The organism is Marivirga aurantiaca (assembly GCF_016679925.1).
Lineage (GTDB): Bacteria > Bacteroidota > Bacteroidia > Cytophagales > Cyclobacteriaceae > Marivirga > Marivirga aurantiaca.
Genome location: NZ_JAEQBW010000001.1, coordinates 830,039 through 847,870, shown reverse-complemented (window position 1 = coordinate 847,870; position 17,832 = coordinate 830,039). Strand labels below are relative to the sequence as shown.

At 37.6% G+C, this 17,832-nt stretch carries 13 protein-coding genes; 10 read left to right on the top strand and 3 right to left on the bottom strand.

The features are described from left to right. Positions 1-30: 30 nt before the first annotated feature. The 3 genes from JKA74_RS03625 to JKA74_RS03615 all read right to left on the bottom strand — a co-directional run bounded on the left by JKA74_RS03625 (position 31) and on the right by JKA74_RS03615 (position 5,925). Complete coding sequence (locus JKA74_RS03625; protein WP_201429791.1) at positions 31-2,139, bottom strand: choice-of-anchor J domain-containing protein; 2,109 nt, start codon at positions 2,137-2,139, stop codon at positions 31-33. A 2-nt stretch (positions 2,140-2,141) separates the two neighbouring features. Then, positions 2,142-3,149, bottom strand: a complete 1,008-nt coding sequence (locus JKA74_RS03620) for a choice-of-anchor J domain-containing protein (RefSeq protein WP_201429790.1) — start codon at positions 3,147-3,149, stop codon at positions 2,142-2,144. A gap of 61 nt (positions 3,150-3,210) precedes the next feature. After that, positions 3,211-5,925 (bottom strand): TonB-dependent receptor, encoded by a 2,715-nt coding sequence (locus tag JKA74_RS03615; protein ID WP_201429789.1) that lies wholly within the window; start codon positions 5,923-5,925, stop codon positions 3,211-3,213. 149 nt (positions 5,926-6,074) lie between these two features. On the opposite strand from JKA74_RS03615, the gene JKA74_RS03610 reads away from it, so the two are divergent. The 10 genes from JKA74_RS03610 to JKA74_RS03565 all read left to right on the top strand — a co-directional run bounded on the left by JKA74_RS03610 (position 6,075) and on the right by JKA74_RS03565 (position 17,831). Then, positions 6,075-7,079 (top strand): endonuclease/exonuclease/phosphatase family protein, encoded by a 1,005-nt coding sequence (locus tag JKA74_RS03610; RefSeq protein ID WP_201429788.1) that lies wholly within the window; start codon positions 6,075-6,077, stop codon positions 7,077-7,079. Between the two features lie 15 nt (positions 7,080-7,094). Beyond that, complete coding sequence (locus tag JKA74_RS03605; RefSeq protein WP_201429787.1) at positions 7,095-8,117, top strand: endonuclease/exonuclease/phosphatase family protein; 1,023 nt, start codon at positions 7,095-7,097, stop codon at positions 8,115-8,117. A 173-nt stretch (positions 8,118-8,290) separates the two neighbouring features. Further along, positions 8,291-8,989 carry a TIGR04282 family arsenosugar biosynthesis glycosyltransferase gene (locus tag JKA74_RS03600; RefSeq protein ID WP_201429786.1) on the top strand — a complete coding sequence of 233 codons (699 nt, stop codon included), beginning with the start codon at positions 8,291-8,293 and terminating at the stop codon, positions 8,987-8,989. A 64-nt stretch (positions 8,990-9,053) separates the two neighbouring features. Next, positions 9,054-10,277, top strand: a complete 1,224-nt coding sequence (locus JKA74_RS03595; RefSeq protein ID WP_201429785.1) for an ABC transporter substrate-binding protein — start codon at positions 9,054-9,056, stop codon at positions 10,275-10,277. Then, the gene (locus JKA74_RS03590) at positions 10,267-11,121 is read left to right on the top strand and encodes an ABC transporter permease (RefSeq protein ID WP_201429784.1); all 855 of its coding nucleotides are present in this window, start codon (positions 10,267-10,269) and stop codon (positions 11,119-11,121) included. Before JKA74_RS03595 ends, JKA74_RS03590 begins: the two co-directional genes overlap by 11 nt. Continuing rightward, entirely contained in the window at positions 11,111-11,884 is a 774-nt protein-coding gene (locus tag JKA74_RS03585; protein ID WP_201429783.1) for an ABC transporter permease, read from the top strand. Before JKA74_RS03590 ends, JKA74_RS03585 begins: the two co-directional genes overlap by 11 nt. Further along, entirely contained in the window at positions 11,884-12,627 is a 744-nt protein-coding gene (locus JKA74_RS03580) for an ABC transporter ATP-binding protein (RefSeq protein ID WP_201429782.1), read from the top strand. Before JKA74_RS03585 ends, JKA74_RS03580 begins: the two co-directional genes overlap by 1 nt. A 41-nt stretch (positions 12,628-12,668) precedes the next feature. Further along, positions 12,669-13,589: a nucleoside hydrolase gene (locus JKA74_RS03575; RefSeq protein ID WP_201429781.1), complete on the top strand. Its 921-nt coding sequence runs from the start codon at positions 12,669-12,671 to the stop codon at positions 13,587-13,589. 16 nt (positions 13,590-13,605) lie between these two features. Then, positions 13,606-14,595, top strand: coding sequence for a phosphotransferase (locus tag JKA74_RS03570; protein ID WP_201429780.1), 990 nt, complete (start codon positions 13,606-13,608; stop codon positions 14,593-14,595). A 14-nt stretch (positions 14,596-14,609) separates the two neighbouring features. Beyond that, positions 14,610-17,831 (top strand): SusC/RagA family TonB-linked outer membrane protein, encoded by a 3,222-nt coding sequence (locus JKA74_RS03565; RefSeq protein ID WP_201429779.1) that lies wholly within the window; start codon positions 14,610-14,612, stop codon positions 17,829-17,831. Position 17,832: the final 1 nt, after the last annotated feature.

Below are 17,832 nucleotides of genomic sequence, written 5' to 3'. Positions count from 1 at the left end.
AAACTTTATTGAATATTATATTTTAACTTATTAAAAAGCAGAAGGATTGTTAATAGCTAAATTATCAATTGCCCATGATGAGGAAGCTCCATTATTAGCTCCAACAAATTGGAAAGCAATATAAACAGACTTACCACCAAGTTCTGCAACATCTTCATTGATGGCTACCCACTCTTTACTTCCCGGTGCAGGCATTTTGCTATTAATCTGACTAATAGCTGTCCAGCTTGCTGCTGAAGGACTTCCTGATCCGGAGTAATTAGTGGAATACTGAACAATTACCTCTCCGGGTCCATCAAAATTGGAATAAGCAGAAAATAAGAAGTTCACATTACTAAGACCTGTAAAGTCAAATTTATCTTCTATAATTAACCATGTATTATCCTCGCCTTCTTCTCCGCCAAATGCAGATGCCTGAACGGCCCTTGAATCTTCCAATCCAAAACTTCTACATCCCCATCCTCTATCAGTTTTAGCAGTTTCGAAAACTTCTATAAATCCTGCAGGTGTGGCAAAATCAGCAGTACAACCTTCAAAATCAGTATCAAACTCGGTAATGCCATCTGTAGAACCTCCATCATTGTCATCTCCTCCACCGCTAAAATCAGGGTCATTAATGGCTAAATCGTCAATAGCCCATGATGATGAAGCTTCATTATTTGCTCCAACAAATTGGAAAGCAATATAAACTGTTTTACCACCAAGCTCATCAACATTTTCATTGATTTCCACCCATTCTTTACTACCCGCTGCAGGCATTTTGCTATTAATTTGATCAATAGCTGTCCATGTGACACTTTCAGGACTACCACTACCGGAATAGTTCTCAGAATACTGAACGATGACTTCTCCCGGGCCTGAAAAGTTTGAATAAATTGAGAATAAAAAATTCACCGAAGTTAACTCAGAAAAATCGAATGATTGATCTATAATTAACCATGCATTATCTTCTCCGGCATCTCCACCAAACGCGGAAGCCTGAACAGCTCTGGAATCATCAATTCCAAAACTTCTACAGCCCCATCCCCTATCTGTTTTAGCCGTCAAAAACTCCTCAATAAAACCTGAAGGGATAGAAAAATCCTCAGTGCATTCTTCGAATTTTGTAGAAAAGCTGGTTCCATCTCCATCACCATTATCTCCTCCGTCTTCAGCTTTACCCAGTTTTAAATTATCTATTTCGTAAGAAACAGAATTGTCAGCAGATGCTCCAGTAAAGCGAAATGCCAAATAAAAGGTTTTTCCCAATAACTGAGAAAGGTTGGTTGAAATGGTAGTATATTCTTTTGAACCCTTGGCAGGAAATTGGCTTTCTAAAGCTGAAAGATTTACCCAATTGGCCACTGAAGGATTACCTGCTCCGCAAAAATCTTCCGACCATAAAACCTCCAACTCTCCATTACCACTAAATGAAGATTGAATTTCCATAGTAATTGCTTTTTCAGTTGCAGTGGTAAAGTCGAACTTTTTGGTACTGATGAGCCATGCATCCACTGTACCGGCATCGCCACCAAATGCATTGGCCACCATTGCGGTTGTACTTGCATTTCCTACAGCCCTGCATCCCCAGCTTCTGTCAGTCTTGCTACCTTCTGCATGGTATGTATAAAAATCAGCAGAGGTGGAACTATTGGCGCAATTTTCAAAATCCTGAACATAATCAGCACCTATGAAACCAGCCTCTGTACCTATTCTTAATTCAAAATTAAGGTGGGTATCATTCAAAGCAGCATTTTCAACTTCTGCAAGATTAAAAATCATTCCTTCAGCCCCCGCAGGTATTTCATCCTTTTCAGATTGCACTGTAAAATAAGTTGATTTTTCTCCTGATGGAATACTTAATGTTAACTTACCTTCCGCAGATGGGGTGATTTCCGAACCATCCTTAGCTTTAAAAATGTAATCCGATACATCCCCACCACAATCCTGTAAAACATCAATTTGAATAACAATTTCACTTTCCGCAGCCTTTGAAGCTACTATATTCACCTGTTGCACTTCAGAAAGATCGGTAATAGAACCGTTAAATTCTTTAAAAGCAACCCTTAACGTATTATCCACTTTCGTTTCATCTTCTTTACAAGCTGTAAAAAGAAGGAGAAAGGATAAAAGGAGAAAACTTATATTTTTCAATTTCATAGTTATTTAATTTGAAAATTATCAATTCTTGCAACAGAAGATTCACCTGAACCTGCACCAACAGAGGTATAGTGAAAGGCAATATAAATTTCATCCGGTAAATCAGATAAATCTATATCTCCACTTTCTACAAAATCAAAAGACTGTGTATCTGAATCAAAAGCTGCTGTGGCTTCAGGTAAATCAATCCACTCAAATTCTGTAGGGACTGAACCAGGTACATAAGTTGTTGAGTATTTGATTGTCATTTCAGTTCCTTCATAACGTAATACGGAACTAAAGGAAAACACTTTTTCAGACCCTGCTAAATTCAACTTTGGTGTAATTAACCAATCATCTGCAGCTTCACCATCAGGGGAATTAAAATTATTCATTTCCATAGCGATATCACCATCTTCACCGCTTGCTCCTCTTCCATCGAACGAACACATCCAAGAGTTAATACTGCCCAACGAATAGGGAGTCCATCCCGCAGGTGCGGTTATATCCGCATCACAAAAACCATCCTCTTCAGAATTAAAATCCTCGAGAGAAGGTGCTGCAAGAACAACTGTAGTATCAACAGCAATCCTAAACTCATCATCAATAACCTTTAATTGAAATAACTTAGTTGCCACATCATTGATTTCTCCTGTAGTTCTTACTATTTCGAAATCAAAAATCTCTTGTTTCTGTGTTGTAGCATTATTCCTATAGGAAAGGATAAATGATCCTATGCGAGTCTCAGCAGATATTACTACCGGAATCTCTTTAGTAAAAGGATCGTAAGCCGGTTCTGTATAGATGCTTGGATCGTTAGGAACTTTAACATATACTGTTGAATTACTTTTTAAAGATCCTGTCGATTCGATAAACACAGTCATTGATTCCTCTTCCTTCTCAGAAAAAACAGCTGTAGTTACCGGATAATAAGAAGCAAATGGCCCCTCATTAATTACATAATCCGGTTGTTCCTCACAGGAAGTCCCAATTATAAGTAGGCCTATTATTATAAAATAAATATTTTTCATATTAATAAATTGTTATGATACAAAGGCTTTTATAAGATTAAGCCTTCTATAATTTTTATGTTTAGAATGATACATTTAGGCCGATTGTGTAAGTTCTTCCATATCCATATCCATTTTGAAATTGGTTTAAGAAATAACTTGACCACCTGATGTACTCAGTATCCAAAATATTCTGTACACTAAATGATAATCTACCGGAAAGCTCATCACTGAAATTGATATATCTTCCCATATAAATATCTACAGTAGCATAATCACCAAATCCGGATTGAATTTGCTCAGCATCTATATAACCTTGTGCTACATCAGAAGGGGCAAACCTGACAGAAATCCTATCAGCGTAGTTCATTCTGGCTCCCATATACATACTTCTTATACCCGTATAGTGTAACCCCAAACCTGCTGTGGTTTGCGCTACTGTTCCCACAGGAAAACCAGCTAAGTCCACACTTATAATAGCTGTATCACCTTCAGCTATCACTGATACATCACTTCCGCTGGTATATTTCCAGTCTCCCAATGAAGCATATCCATTAATTTCCAAGCTTGGCAGAACATTATAGGTAAAGTCAAATTCCAGACCTTTATACAAAGAACCTATTCCTCCCAAATTAACAGGAATAAATCCACCCTGGTCAATACCTTCCAACTGATCTCCACCTTGTCCTCCGGTAACATTAAATGGAACATTTCGATCATACCAATTGGTATAATAAGCATTGAAATTTGCTCTTAGTTTACTTGATAAATAACCGTATCCTACTTCAGCAGAAGCTACTTTTTCCAGAGTAAAATTATTTGTCACTGTATTACTGTAACGAGCATCCGCAAAAACATCTGCGAAAAATGGAGGTCTTATAAAGTAACCAACATTCACATATACTCTATGTCTGTTAGTAGGAGTATAACTGACACCTGACTTTGCAGTATAAGTGAAGAAATTCAATGTTTCAGATTTACCAAGGGAATTATCAACAAAGGCAGGTCTGTCATTCCAGAATTTACCATAGCGTGTGTAGTAGCTATTTGTTCCTGCCAGTGACAGAAAAGCTGTAAATTTATCATAAGTGTATTCTGCCTGGGTAAACAATGCAGCCCAATTCACTTCACCTTCATAATCGTAGTTAAATTTGTCACCTTGATAAGCTATATTATTAGGTTTTAACCTATTATAGTTATCACCAAAATTACTTCGGTTCATTACAAAATCACCTCCAAAAGTTTCATGTACCCTTGCAAAGTGAGATCCATTATAATGTCTCAAATCAATACCTGCTAAAAGGTTCAGGTTATCAATTCTCTTGTTAAAGTTGGAAATTAATCCAATCCAATTATGATTGTTATATCTGGCTTCTGCAAAATATTTTGAAGCAAAACCTGTTACTTCCGGTGTATTGATATCACCATTTGGAAATGGTATAGTCACTTCATCTCCCGGCAATCTGTTTTGAGCAGCCAAATAATCCCAGTTCACCAGGTTATCGGAAGTTAACTCTTCACCAATCATATCCTTTGTACGAGTTGGCAAGAACAAAGAATTTTCAGCATCTCTCGGCTGTACAGAATAAACATCTGCAAAAGAAAAGTATAAACTCGTGCTTACACTTGTTCTTTTATCTATATCCCAATAATGACTCATGGCCATTAATGGTTTGTTGATTTTATTTTGTCTTACATTGTAAATTTCACCTTGATAAGTACCTAAAATACCATTTGCATTGGGATCAGTAATACCAAATTCCTCACGTGTAGCTTCATCTACTACAAAGGCTGAGCCTCTATTTACCGGAGCTCCAAAACCCCAAAACATAATTTGGTGCTTTTTATTTATTTTCTTCGAAACTGCCAAATAATAAGACCATGCATCCACAAATGCTCCCGGTACAACGGTTCCCTGGTTTTTATTTTGTAAGCCAATTAAACCACTATTGGAAGTTGTACGTGAGCCCTGAAAACTTAAAGCCCATCCATTATTACTTTGACCAGTATTATAGGAGAAGCTGGTTCTTTGATTCCATGCACCTGTACCTGTCTGATAGGACAACTGACCACCTTTTTTTCTTTCCGCTGGTTTCGTAATCATATTGACAGTTCCACCTATTGCATTAATGGCTAGTTTAGAAGCACCTAAACCTCTTTGCACCTGGGTTTGTCTGGTAACCTCGCTTAATCCTGCAAAATTTGACCAATACATACGGCCATTTTCCATATCATTTACTGGTATACCATTTACAAGGAAAGCCACGTTGGTTTGATCGAGGCCTCTAATGTATACCTCATTATCTCCAAATCCACCACTTCCCTGAATTGAATAAACCCCAGGAGTATTTTGAACAATATCAGTTATTTCCAAATCAGAAAAGCGCTCAGAAATCTCTTTGGCATTAATGGTAGAAATAGCAACAGGCGTCTTTCTATCCTCCACTACGGAGGCAAAAACCGATACTTCTTTAAGGCCTACTGTTGATTGCTCCATAGTAATAACACCAAGATTAAGCACGGTTTGAGTGCTTGAAAGTTCAATGTTTGAAGTGTAGGTTCCGTAGCCTACATAAGAGACTTTTAATGTGTAATTACCAGAAGGCACATTGGGCAATGTAAATTCACCTTGTAAATCAGCCGTGGTTCCGAAACGAGTATTTTCAAGGATAACAGTGGCTCCAATTAATGGTTCCTCTGTTTCAGTATCTTTAATAGTGCCTTTTATTTCCCCTGTTTGTGCTTGTACTTCAAATAGTACAAAAAGGAGAAAAATACTTAGTAAAAGTTTTTTCATAAAGCTTATCTTTAATTTGAGCTTGCAAAGCTACGTTATTAATATAAAAATATCATAGCTTAACATTACTAAATTATTAACTTCCTTAATATTAGCTAAAATGAAGCTGAATTTATTAGTTTTGTCCTTTGAATCAGAAAAATCAGGAAATGAAACTCAATTATTTGATTACAATTGTATTATTCTTATACAGTCTATCTAGTTTCTCTCAGGAAAAGCCTATTGGAGTAGTGGCTTTTTACAATTTGGAAAATTTATTTGATACTGAAGATGATCCTACTATAAGTGATGAAGAATTTTTGCCTGAAGGCAAGAATGAATGGACCATAGAACGATACCAGTCCAAATTAGAAAACATGGCCAAAGTGATTTCCAGTATGACCTATGGTCCGGATATTGTCGGGTTGGCAGAAGTTGAAAACAGAAAAGTGTTAGAAGATTTGGTACAAACAGGTGCAATGGCTCCAAAAAAGTATCAAATTGTTCACTTCGACTCTCCTGATGGGCGTGGGATAGATGTTGCACTTATTTATAGAAGCGACAAATTTAAACCATTTCATACAAAAAAGATAGTATTTAAAGATCCCGATAATCCCAACTTCAAAACAAGAGATATGCTTTGGGTAAAAGGATTATATGCGGGTGATACTTTAAATGTAGTGGTGAACCATTGGCCCTCAAGAAGGGGTGGGAAACAAGAGATGCGAGTAATGGCTGCAGAAATATTGAGAAAAAATATAGATTCTGTTCAGCAGATTAATCCTGAAGCAAAAATTATCTTAATGGGTGATTTTAATGATGATCCAACCGACAAAAGCGTAAGGAAAGTTTTGCGAGCTGATGGTAAAATAAAAAAATTAGAAAAAGGGGATTTATATAACCCTTCAATGAAGACATTTAAAGACGGATTTGGCACACTTTATTATAAAGGAGCATGGAATTTATTTGATCAAATCATTATTTCCAAATCACTTTTAGAACAAAACAGCGAGAAATACCATTATATTGATAATTCATTCAAAGTATATGCTCCTGAATGGATGAGGGAAGCAGATGGCGAAAACAGAGGCGCCCCTTTAAGAACATTTTCTTATGGAGTATTTAAAAACGGATTTAGTGATCACTATCCAAGCTTTATAGTTTTAGGCCAATAATTTATTTTTCACCATATGATCTTATCTTTTAGATATTCACTTGTTATAATAGTTATTTTAGGACTGTCATTTTCTGCCTGTAACAGTGATGATACAGACAATATTATTATAGTGGATGGATCAGGTCAAGGTGATGAAAAAGAAGATGATGACAATTCCGGTGAAGATGAGGAGGAGGATGACGGAACTGAGGATGATGATAATGATGACAATGGTGATGGAGATGACACCGGGGAAATTGAATGGGATCTTTTTGAGGCATACACTTGCTACACGAGCCTCTCTGAAGAAACTCTGGACATTGTTACATGGAATATAGAATGGTTTCCCAAAAGGCAAAATAACACTATAACAAGAGTTGTTGATCTAATCAAAAACACCAATGCTGATATTATAGCTTTACAGGAAATTGCCGAACCCAACCAGTTGGAAACTTTGGTTTCTCAATTACCAGGATGGGGTTATAAATACTACAATGTACGTGGTGATCAGGAATTAGGCTATTTATACAAAGAATCTGAGATTGTTAGCATCAGCAACCTTTCTATTATTTTCCCCAATAATACCAGTGCATTTTACAGACCTCCTGTTGTTACCACAATAGAGCATATAAATGGTCAGGTAGTAGTGTTAATGAACATCCATTTAAAATGCTGTGGCGGTGCGGAAAACATTGCGAGAAGAAGAGAAGCCGGTCAATTATTGAAATCCTATATAGATGATAATCTCCCCAATGAGAAAGTTATTGTTCTAGGTGATTTTAATGATGGAATAGATGAAAACAGTACCACCTTTAGTGATTTTATTGAAGATACTGATAATTACTACTTTGCAGATATGGAAATAGCTATTGGCCCAAGTGAATACAGAAGCTATCCATCATGGGAGCCCAATGGCAGTCATCTTGATCATATTCTCATTACCAATGAGCTTTTTAATGACATTCAATCGGCCACAACACTCACTTATGATGATTGCATTTCAAGCTACGAATACTATGTGTCTGATCATAGACCTGTGATGGTGAGTATTCTCTAATACCAGACTTCCTTTTTAAACAATTTCACTCCTTAATAGTAATTATATTTATTCCCCTTAAGCATTTGAAGTAAAATAGAATTCTTTAAATTTAGCTTTAAATAAATCCGGAATAGATCAATAGTCGTAGATCAGACAAATTACTTTATTAATTTGATCTATAATTGTAGTAAATGCAGTCAAAAGAGAACATAGCTATCATATTTTTCAGCAGGAAAGCCTCTCAGGATGGTCGATACAAGGATTTTGTTTCGAATAAAAAGTCTGTTAAAAATAAAACTATAAGTGCTTCATTCATTGCTAAAACACAACAAACTTTAGAAGCGACAAATATTCCTGTTTATCATTTCCATCAGGGCAATCAAACAGGAAATACTTTTGGTGAAAAATTAGCCAATGCTTACCAGGAAATTTTCAATTTAGGCTATGAAGGTATTATAGCTGTAGGTAATGACAGTCCGGAATTGGCCAATGCTAATTGGAATGATATTCAAAATAAATTATCGAAAGGTGATTCGGTTTTAGGTCCAAGCTTGAGAGGTGGCACCTATTTAATTGGCCTTACTAAAGAAACTTTTAATAAACAGGCGTTTGCTTCTCTTCCCTGGCAAACCCATCAATTATTTGATGAACTCTCTAAATTATGTGAGTCTAAAGCCCAGGTACACATTCTGGAAAGGATCAGAGACATTAATACTTATTCTGATCTCAAATTATTTATAAAAAAGGCTTCTATTGATCTGGTATTTAAAAAAATCATTCAATACATCCTCAATCTCAGGACCGAAGAAAAAGTATCCTTAACGCCTTTATTTATCACTTCACCTTTACTTATTGGCAGTCCTTTCAGAGCTCCCCCTCTCTCCTATTAATTCTTCTATTGATGCTTTTAACGCATCCCATTCATCAATTAACAACTTTAAGAAATGAAATTTTATGCACAATATTAATGTGTCAATACTTTTGGTGTTGCTTCTTTTTACGATTGTAGCTTGTGAAAACGACCCTACTCAGGATTCACTAAACATTCAGGAAATGTCCTGGGAGGATATTTCAGATCAGGCAAAGGGTAGCACGGTGAACTTTATGATGTGGCAAGGAGATGCAGATATAAATGACTACATCAATAACTATGTGGCTCCTACTTTAAAAGAAAAGTATAATATCAGGTTGAACATCATTGGAGGACAAGGCCCTGAGATTGTGCAATTAGTGATGGGGGAAAAGCAAGCCGGAGTAAAAAAAGGCCAGGCAGATATAGTTTGGATCAATGGAGAAACATTTTTCCAGCTAAGAAAAATCGAAGGTTTATGGGGGCCATTCGTGCAAAAGCTTCCCAATGCACAATATATTGATTTCGATAATTCTTTCATCAATACTGACTTCCAACAGCCAGTAAATAATATGGAAGCACCCTGGGGCATCAATCAATTTGCCATCATTTACGATTCAGCACAAATAAGTAACCCTCCCAGAAATTTACAGGAGCTGGAAAACTTTATAAAAGCTAATCCCGGATTTTTTACTATTTCCAATGATTTCTCCGGAATGACCTTGCTCAAAAGTTTTCTGGCAGAATTGTCTGGTTCACCTACAGGATTAGATGGTCCTTTTGATGAAGAAAAGTATCAAAAGCTATCAACCCGGCTATGGGATTATATCAATCGCAATAAAAGGTATTTCTGGAAGGAAGGCACTACTTTCCCTAAAGAACACAGTAAAATGAACCAGATGTTTGCCAGTGGTGAACTAAAAATATCATTTGGCTTTAGCGAAGGTGGAGTAGAATCCAAAGTGAGGCAGGGTTTATACCCTAAAAGCACCAGGGCGTATGCATGGGATAATGGTACTATCAGAAACGCTAATTATTTAGGGATCACCTATAATTCCTCTAATAAAGCTGCCGCAATGGAAGTGATTAACTTCCTTATTTCACCGGAAGCACAACTGAAGAAGTCAGATCCCACTGGCATGGATTCAAACCCTGTTTTAAGTATTGACAAGTTGGACCCGGAGTGGAAATCAAAATTTGAAGCCTCCCCTAAAAGAATTTATGGTGCTCAGCTATCGGATTTGGCCAATAAAGCTATACAGGAACCTGCTCCTGAATATATGATCAGATTGTATGAAGATTTTAGAAAGAAAGTAATTGAGAAATAAGTTTTCACATATCGGTCTGGTATTTTTTGTACTGATTGGAGTCATTCCGTTTGCAGCAGCTTTTATTTATGCCCTGCTTTATAGCTTGGGGATAGTTGGTGTACTTAATTCAGGTTTTACTTTGCAACATTGGCAAACAGTACTGGCTTCTTCTGAAGTTTTCAAATCCTTTGGCTACAGTGCCTTGGTGGCTGCTATTTCTGTTGTGATTTCGGTAAGTTTCGCACTCTGGCTGGCTCTTAAATTTCGCAAAGAGTTTGATCAAAAGATTTTATCATTTATCATTTATTTACCGCTTGCTATTCCGGGTGTAGTCGCTGCATTTTTTACTTTTCAGTTATTTTCCAGGGCTGGTTTCTTTTCCCGCTTAGCTTATCAATTGGGATGGATTAATGAGGTGAGTCAATTTCCTGACCTGGTAAATGATGCATTGGCCACAGGCATCATTATCACCTTTATTACTATAGTGATGCCTTTTTTCGTCTTGCTTTTTCTCAATGTATATAAAAATGAAAGAGTGGGAAATTTATCTGAATTGGCGTATTCACTTGGCGCTTCTTCCAAACAAGTTTTATGGCGCGTTAGCCTTCCGGTAATCCTGCGAAAAACCTGGACTTTGATTGCACTCTATTTTATTTTTTTATTGGGTGCCTATGAAATACCCTTGCTTTTAGGACAGGAATCTCCACAGATGCTCTCTGTATTGATTATTCGGGAGATAAAACAGTTCGACCTGAGCAAGATTTCAGAAGGTTATGCTATTGCGATTATTTATACTATAGTGGTTTCTGTAGCTGTGTCTGCTTTATTCTCACGAAAAAATAAAACCCTCAATGAAATTTAACTGGAAGCCGTACATATTGACCCTGATAGTATTGCTGATACTGTTTCCTTTTGTCTACATGGTGTTGTTGTCATTGGCTTCAGAATGGCGTTTTCCTGATTTGCTCCCCTCCTATTTTGGTCTGCGCAATTGGCTGAAAATCATAGGCTCTGAAACCGGTCTTTTGCACAGCTTCCTGATTTCAGTCAGTATTTCTCTTTCTGTGGCAACTGTATCGACACTGAGTGGTTTCTTCATTAGTCGGTCCGTATCCTATCATCCTAAAAAGAGGGTACTTACCTTACTTACTTATTTCCCTTATATTTTAGCACCGGTAGTTTTTGCTGCTTGCCTGAGTTATTTCTTTCTTAGAATGGGTTTGTTTGGTAATGCCACAGGGGTGATTGTTGCGCAGTTCATGATCACTTTTCCTTATGCACTGATATTCTTTAGCAGTTTCTGGAACCAAAGAACCAAAAATCTGGAGGATTTAGTAGCTACACTTGGAGGAAATCAACTACAGACTTTTTTTAAAATGCTCTTCCCTATTGCCAAAGGCATGCTATTGATATGTTTTTTTCAAACATTTCTTATTTCATGGTTTGAATATGGCCTTACTTCCATTATTGGAGTGGGAAAAGTGCAGACATTAACCATTAAAGTATTCCTTTTTATTAAAGAGGCTAATTTTTATTACGGAGCATTAAGCTGTTGTTTGCTTATTTTTCCTCCGGTGGTACTGCTATATCTCAACAAAAGGTATGTTTTTAACAAATTAGTTTAATGTTCTTAGAAGTAAAAAATATTGTCAAAAGCTTTGGAAGCGAGCAAATAATCAAGGAGCTCAATTTTACTTTAAATGCACAAAACACCATGAGCATTTTAGGCAAGTCCGGCTGTGGAAAAACCAGCATGCTCAAAATTATTGGAGGATTGCTTTCCCCTGATGCCGGAGAAATCATTCTCAATGGCATTAATGTAGCTAATCAAAGCCCTAAACACCGAAAAATTGTTTATTTATACCAGGAAGACCTGCTTTTTCCTCACTTGAATGTGTTTGAAAATATCGCTTTTGGATTAAGGCTGAAAAAACTGCCTGAAAATGAAATCATTCAGAAAGTAAACAGCATAATTGCCAGCCTTGAATTGGAAGATCAATCTGGCAAAATGCCTCATCAACTTTCAGGAGGACAAAGGCAACGGGTATCTTTTGGCCGGGCCATCATTATTAACCCTGCCCTTTTATTATTGGATGAACCATTCGGCAGCCTGGATGCCGGCACCCGTCAGCGCATGCAGGAGTTATTCAAGAAGCTGACCAAAGAATTTGATATTACTTCACTATTTGTTACCCATGATCTGAAAGAAGCCATTTTAATGGGAGATCAAATAGCTTTTATGCAAAAAGGCAGGCTTAAAGTCTATCAAGATAAAACCGAATTCATTAATGATAAAGAAACAGGTGTTCAAGATGAAATTGGCTTTTGGGATGGTTTAAAATCAAAAGAAACAATAAGTAAGCATTAGAAAATGAAATCTTAAATAGTACTAATTAACGTAGATTGATCATGGCAAAAAAACAAGTTTGGATAGATACAGACCTCTCTGTAGGAATGAAACGTCACATTCGGGAAGGCTATTGTGATGTGGATGATGGCTATGCGGTATTGCAACTATTAAAAGCGGAGAATGTGCAAATTCATGGCATTAGTGCAGTGTTTGGCAATACACTCATTGAAAATTCCTATCCTTTAAGCCAGTATATGAGCAAGGAGTTTGCCGGCAACAATATTCCGGTTTATAAAGGTGCCGGAGAAGCCATCAACCTTCAAAAAGTAGAAAGTAACGAAGCCGTAGATGCACTCGCCAACACATTAAAAAAGCAAAAATTGATTATTATGGCAATTGGGCCTGCAACCAATGTGGGCCTGCTTTTATTAAAGTATCCGGAACTTGCCAGCCAAATTGAAGAAGTAGTTTTAGTGGCAGGAAGAAGAAAGCCTACCGATTATTTTGCTATTGGCAATAAAGGAAATCATGCCAGGGATTTAAATTTTGATTTGGACAATGACGCATTTCGTTTAATGTTTGAGCACCATATTGCGGTCACCCTCTGCCCTTTTGAAATTTCCAGTAAAGTATGGTTGGCTAAAGAAGATTTAGAAAAATTGGCAGAAAGTGATAAAGGCAACCAGTGGATAGCCGAAAAATCAAAAGCATGGTTACAGCAATGGATAGATCAAGGGGCTGAGGGATTCAATCCATTTGATGTATTGGCCAGTCACTACATTATTTCACCCGAGGACATAATCTCAGAACCTTTAAATGCCAGGCTGGAGATCCACCCTGATGATACGGTAAAGGAAAATAACCAAGAGGTATTTAAACAATATTTATTATGCGATAAAGGATCAGGGTATCCTGTCAAATATTGTTATAATGTTGTCCCTGACTACCATGAAAAATTGATGAAGAGTTTATTGAAATAATGAAATACTAAGCTATATGATCCATTTATCATCAGATAAAGCAATATTAGAAGAGTACCTAAAGGAGAAATCCTTCTTACAAGCAGGGGAAATAATTCGGTCAGTTGAAATACCTGGTGAGGGCAATATGAATTTCACTTTACGTATTCAAACGGCTGCAAGAACTTTCATTCTCAAGCAAAGTCGTGAGTATGTAGAAAAATACCCACAAGTAGCTGCTCCCAAAGAACGCGTTTTGAGAGAGGCTGATTTCTATCAGCTTATCAGCGAAAAGCCTCATTTAAAAGCAATGATGCCAGATATATTGGGACTGGATACTGAAAATTCTGTAATGATTTTAGAGGATTTAGGTACCGGTACTGATTATACAAACCTTTATCAGCAAGGTGAAAATATTGCTGAGAATGAGCTATTAGAGCTTATAGATTTTGCTACCAGATTGCACAACAGCTTTTCAGCAGCTTCAGCATCCAAAGCCATACCTAATCGGGAAATGAGGGCTTTAAATCATGAGCACATGTATAGCTACCCCTATTTGGAAGAAAATGGCCTCGACTTAGATGATATATTACCAGGCCTTCAGGAGGCATCATTAGCTTATAAACACAATACAGACTTAAAATATGAAGCTCAAAAGCTGGGTGAAATCTACTTACAGAATGGAGATAAGCTATTGCATGGGGATTATTTTCCCGGAAGCTGGCTTAAAACCAAAAGCGGTATTCGAATTATCGATCCTGAATTTTGCTTTTTTGGTCCTGCTGAATTCGAAATAGGTGTCACCATCGCCCATTTATTGATGGCAGAACAACCTGAAATGCTCATTCAAAAAGCATTGGATAGCTATACAACTAAAGCACCTTTGAATGAGGGTTTACGCAAAAAATTTACTGCCGGAGAAATCATTAGGAGAATTTTGGGTCTGGCACAATTACCTCTTTCCATTGATTTGGAGAAGCGCATAGCCTTATTGGAAAAAGCAAAAAACGATTTACTATCAAATTAATTACCAACTGAAAGATGAAGATATTCTACATTTTAGTATTACAGTTATGTCTCACTTCTGTTTATGGCCAGGTGCAGACTTACTCAGCACAGCTGCTTAATATCAATAATGAACCCATTCCAGGTGCCACAGTAAATGAATTGGGGACTGATAACTTTGCACTTAGCAATAGCAAAGGTTTCTTTCAGCTGACTAGTTCTTCCAAAAATCTGACACTGGAAATCCGTTCATTAGGATATTCTACCAAAAGGCTGGAGATAAAAAATGGGGAGCTTCCAGCCACTATTTCATTAGAGGAATCCACAGAGCAATTAGCCGAAGTAGTTGTCACTGCCCTGGGTATAGAAAGAGAGAAACAGTCAATGGCCTCTTCAATAGCCAAGGTGGAGGCGAAACAACTTACTGATGTACCATTAAATAATGTAGTCAACAGTTTGGCAGGACAGGTAGCGGGAGTTCAAATCACAAATGGTTCATCCGGAGTTGGTTCGTCTTCAAGGATAGTCATCCGGGGAGAAAATTCCTTAAGTGGCAACAATCAACCTTTATTTGTAGTAGATGGTGTACCCATCAGCAATGAGCTAATCACCAGTGATTTATTCAATGATGGAGGAAATATACAGGAAGTTGACTTTGGTAATGGGGCTGCCGAATTAAATCCTGATGACATGGCTTCCATCACAATTCTTAAGGGACCCGGTTCCGCAGCCTTATACGGCACAAGAGCTGCCAATGGGGTTGTTCTAATTACCACCAAAAAAGGAAGAAGGTCTCCCGGTTTTGGTGTAACTACCAGTAGTTCCCTTACTCTGGAAACACTATTGACCTTACCGGATTACCAAAATGAATATGGTGGTGGCTCCAATGTCGAGTATTCCTTTCAAAATGGAATTGGTGCAGGTTTGAATGATGGAGGCATTAGCAGCTATGGTCCACGGCTGGATCAGGGACTGATGATAAGGCAATTTGATAGCCCTTCTGTTGATATCAATGGAAATCCTGTGAGAGCCGGTGATGTTATTTCCAGAAGGTTTCCGGATGGAAGCTTTACTGAAATCACCCCCACTCCCTGGGTTTCACGTCCCGACAATGTTAAAAATTTCTTCGAAACAGGCATTACTTCCCAACATAATGTAGCTGTGAGTTCAGCTTCCGAAAATGGTGCAGCAAGGCTTTCCTACAGCAATCTTCGAAATGAGGGAATATTGCCCAATACTAATTTGGATAGAGATGGTATTTCCATCAGCCTCGACCAGCAACTAAGCCGAAAATTAAGTGTAGATGCTTTTGCGAATTACATCAATTCCAGAAGCGACAACAAACCTAATTTGGGCTATGGCTATGAAAATGTGATGTATGGATTCAACTGGACAGGCAGGCAAACTGACATAGCTGCTTTGCGCAATTATTGGCAGGCCGGTCAGGAAGGAATTCAGCATTACGATTTCAACTATTTATGGCTTACCAACCCTTACCTGACACTATTTGAAAATACCAATAATTTCAATAAAAACAGAGTACTGGGGAATGCCTCCATTACCTATGACTTTACTGAAAAAATTAGTCTAAGAGTACGAATCGGTTTAGATACCTATAGTGATAAAAGAGAATTCAGAAGAGCCTTCAGTACCAACAGAAGGCCATTCGGTGGCTTCAGGGAAGATAATATTTCTTTTAGTGAAATGAATACTGATTTCCTTTTGTCATTTAAAGACCAAATCAACACTCACTGGAAATACAACCTCTCCTTAGGAGCAAACCGGATGGATCAAAAGATTGATTACATCTATTCCGAAGCTTATCAATTGGCTGTTCCAGGCATTTATACTTTAGAAAATTCAAGAGTGCCTTTGCGCGGATCCAGCCAGATTTTTAACAAGCGAATTAATAGTGTGTACGGTTTGGGGAACATCAGCTATCGTTCCTCCTTATACTTTGATCTTACTTTAAGAAATGACTGGAGTAGTACTTTATCGGCAGAAAACAATTCATTTGCCTACTACTCTGCTGGCTTAAGCTACGTAGTTTCCGAGATGTTTGACTTACCTCAGTCTGTTTCTTATGCCAACCTGAGGCTAAGCGCTTCAAGTGTGGGCAATGATACTGACCCCTACCAATTAAACAACACTTTTCAATTCAATCAGAATTATGGTTCCTATACCAGAGTGACCAATGAGACCGTATTAAAAAATAGCAATTTAAAGCCGGAAAGACTAAATGCTTATGAAATTGGAACAGAAATTTGGTTCTTAAACGATCGCATCCAATTGGATCTGTCCGCTTACCAAAACACCAGTATCAATCAAATTATTGGCAGACCTATTTCTATTGGAAGTGGCTTTAGTAACATCATTGAAAATGGTGGAGAGGTACGTACGCGTGGATTCGAGGGCATGTTAAAATTTGATCTGCTCAGATACACAGGCTTGAAATGGCAGTCATCCATTAACTTTACTACTTACCAAAGCGTAGTTACCAAACTGCCGGAAGGTGTTGATCAATATGTAACTGGTGTAGCCAGTGTTTTTGCCGGATCAGGTGGTTCAAATGCTGTGTTTTATATAGCAAAAGAAGGTGGCCGTGTGGGTGATATGTACGGAACAGGATTTGTAAAAATTGAAGGGCAAACACTCTTCGGGCCCAATGGCTTACCTGTTCAGGATAACGAACTAAGGTTGTTAGGCAATTATAATCCTGATTTCATCACAGGTTTCAACAATCAATTAAGTTATAAAGGTGTACAGTTAGGCGTTCTAATTGACTGGCGTAAAGGCGGCACCATTGTTTCAAGAACCCGTGCCCTGGGAAGTACTTCAGGTGTTTTACAGGAAACACTGGAAGGCAGGGAAAATGGCGTAATTGGTGAGGGTGTAATGAATGTAGGTACAAACGATAATCCACAATATGTAACCAATACTACTTCTGTAGCTGCAAGTACTTTCTACAATAGTTACTTTGACAGAGGCAATGAAGAAAGTGCATTGTATGATGCCTCTTACATCAAATTGCGCCAGCTAAGCTTGTATTATTCAATGCCAAAAAGCTTTAGTAATTCCATCGGTTTTCAGGACATTAAACTGGGCTTTGTAGGAAGCAACCTACTACTCTTTACAGAAAACCCTCATTTTGATCCTGAACTGAATGCTATACAAGGCAGAAACATCACATATGGAGTTGAAGATATGTCTTTGCCCTCCACACGAAGCTACGGTATCAGTATTAAAACAAAATTTTAAA

Bases quoted from the DNA above. Each gene is read 5' to 3' on its own strand.
- JKA74_RS03625 (WP_201429791.1), bottom strand. From the start codon at position 2,139: ATGAAATTGAAAAATATAAGTTTTCTCCTTTTATCCTTTCTCCTTCTT.
- JKA74_RS03620 (WP_201429790.1), bottom strand. From the start codon at position 3,149: ATGAAAAATATTTATTTTATAATAATAGGCCTACTTATAATTGGGACT.
- JKA74_RS03615 (WP_201429789.1), bottom strand. From the start codon at position 5,925: ATGAAAAAACTTTTACTAAGTATTTTTCTCCTTTTTGTACTATTTGAA.
- JKA74_RS03610 (WP_201429788.1), top strand. From the start codon at position 6,075: ATGAAACTCAATTATTTGATTACAATTGTATTATTCTTATACAGTCTA.
- JKA74_RS03605 (WP_201429787.1), top strand. From the start codon at position 7,095: ATGATCTTATCTTTTAGATATTCACTTGTTATAATAGTTATTTTAGGA.
- JKA74_RS03600 (WP_201429786.1), top strand. From the start codon at position 8,291: ATGCAGTCAAAAGAGAACATAGCTATCATATTTTTCAGCAGGAAAGCC.
- JKA74_RS03595 (WP_201429785.1), top strand. From the start codon at position 9,054: ATGCACAATATTAATGTGTCAATACTTTTGGTGTTGCTTCTTTTTACG.
- JKA74_RS03585 (WP_201429783.1), top strand. From the start codon at position 11,111: ATGAAATTTAACTGGAAGCCGTACATATTGACCCTGATAGTATTGCTG.
- JKA74_RS03580 (WP_201429782.1), top strand. From the start codon at position 11,884: ATGTTCTTAGAAGTAAAAAATATTGTCAAAAGCTTTGGAAGCGAGCAA.
- JKA74_RS03575 (WP_201429781.1), top strand. From the start codon at position 12,669: ATGGCAAAAAAACAAGTTTGGATAGATACAGACCTCTCTGTAGGAATG.
- JKA74_RS03570 (WP_201429780.1), top strand. From the start codon at position 13,606: ATGATCCATTTATCATCAGATAAAGCAATATTAGAAGAGTACCTAAAG.
- JKA74_RS03565 (WP_201429779.1), top strand. From the start codon at position 14,610: ATGAAGATATTCTACATTTTAGTATTACAGTTATGTCTCACTTCTGTT.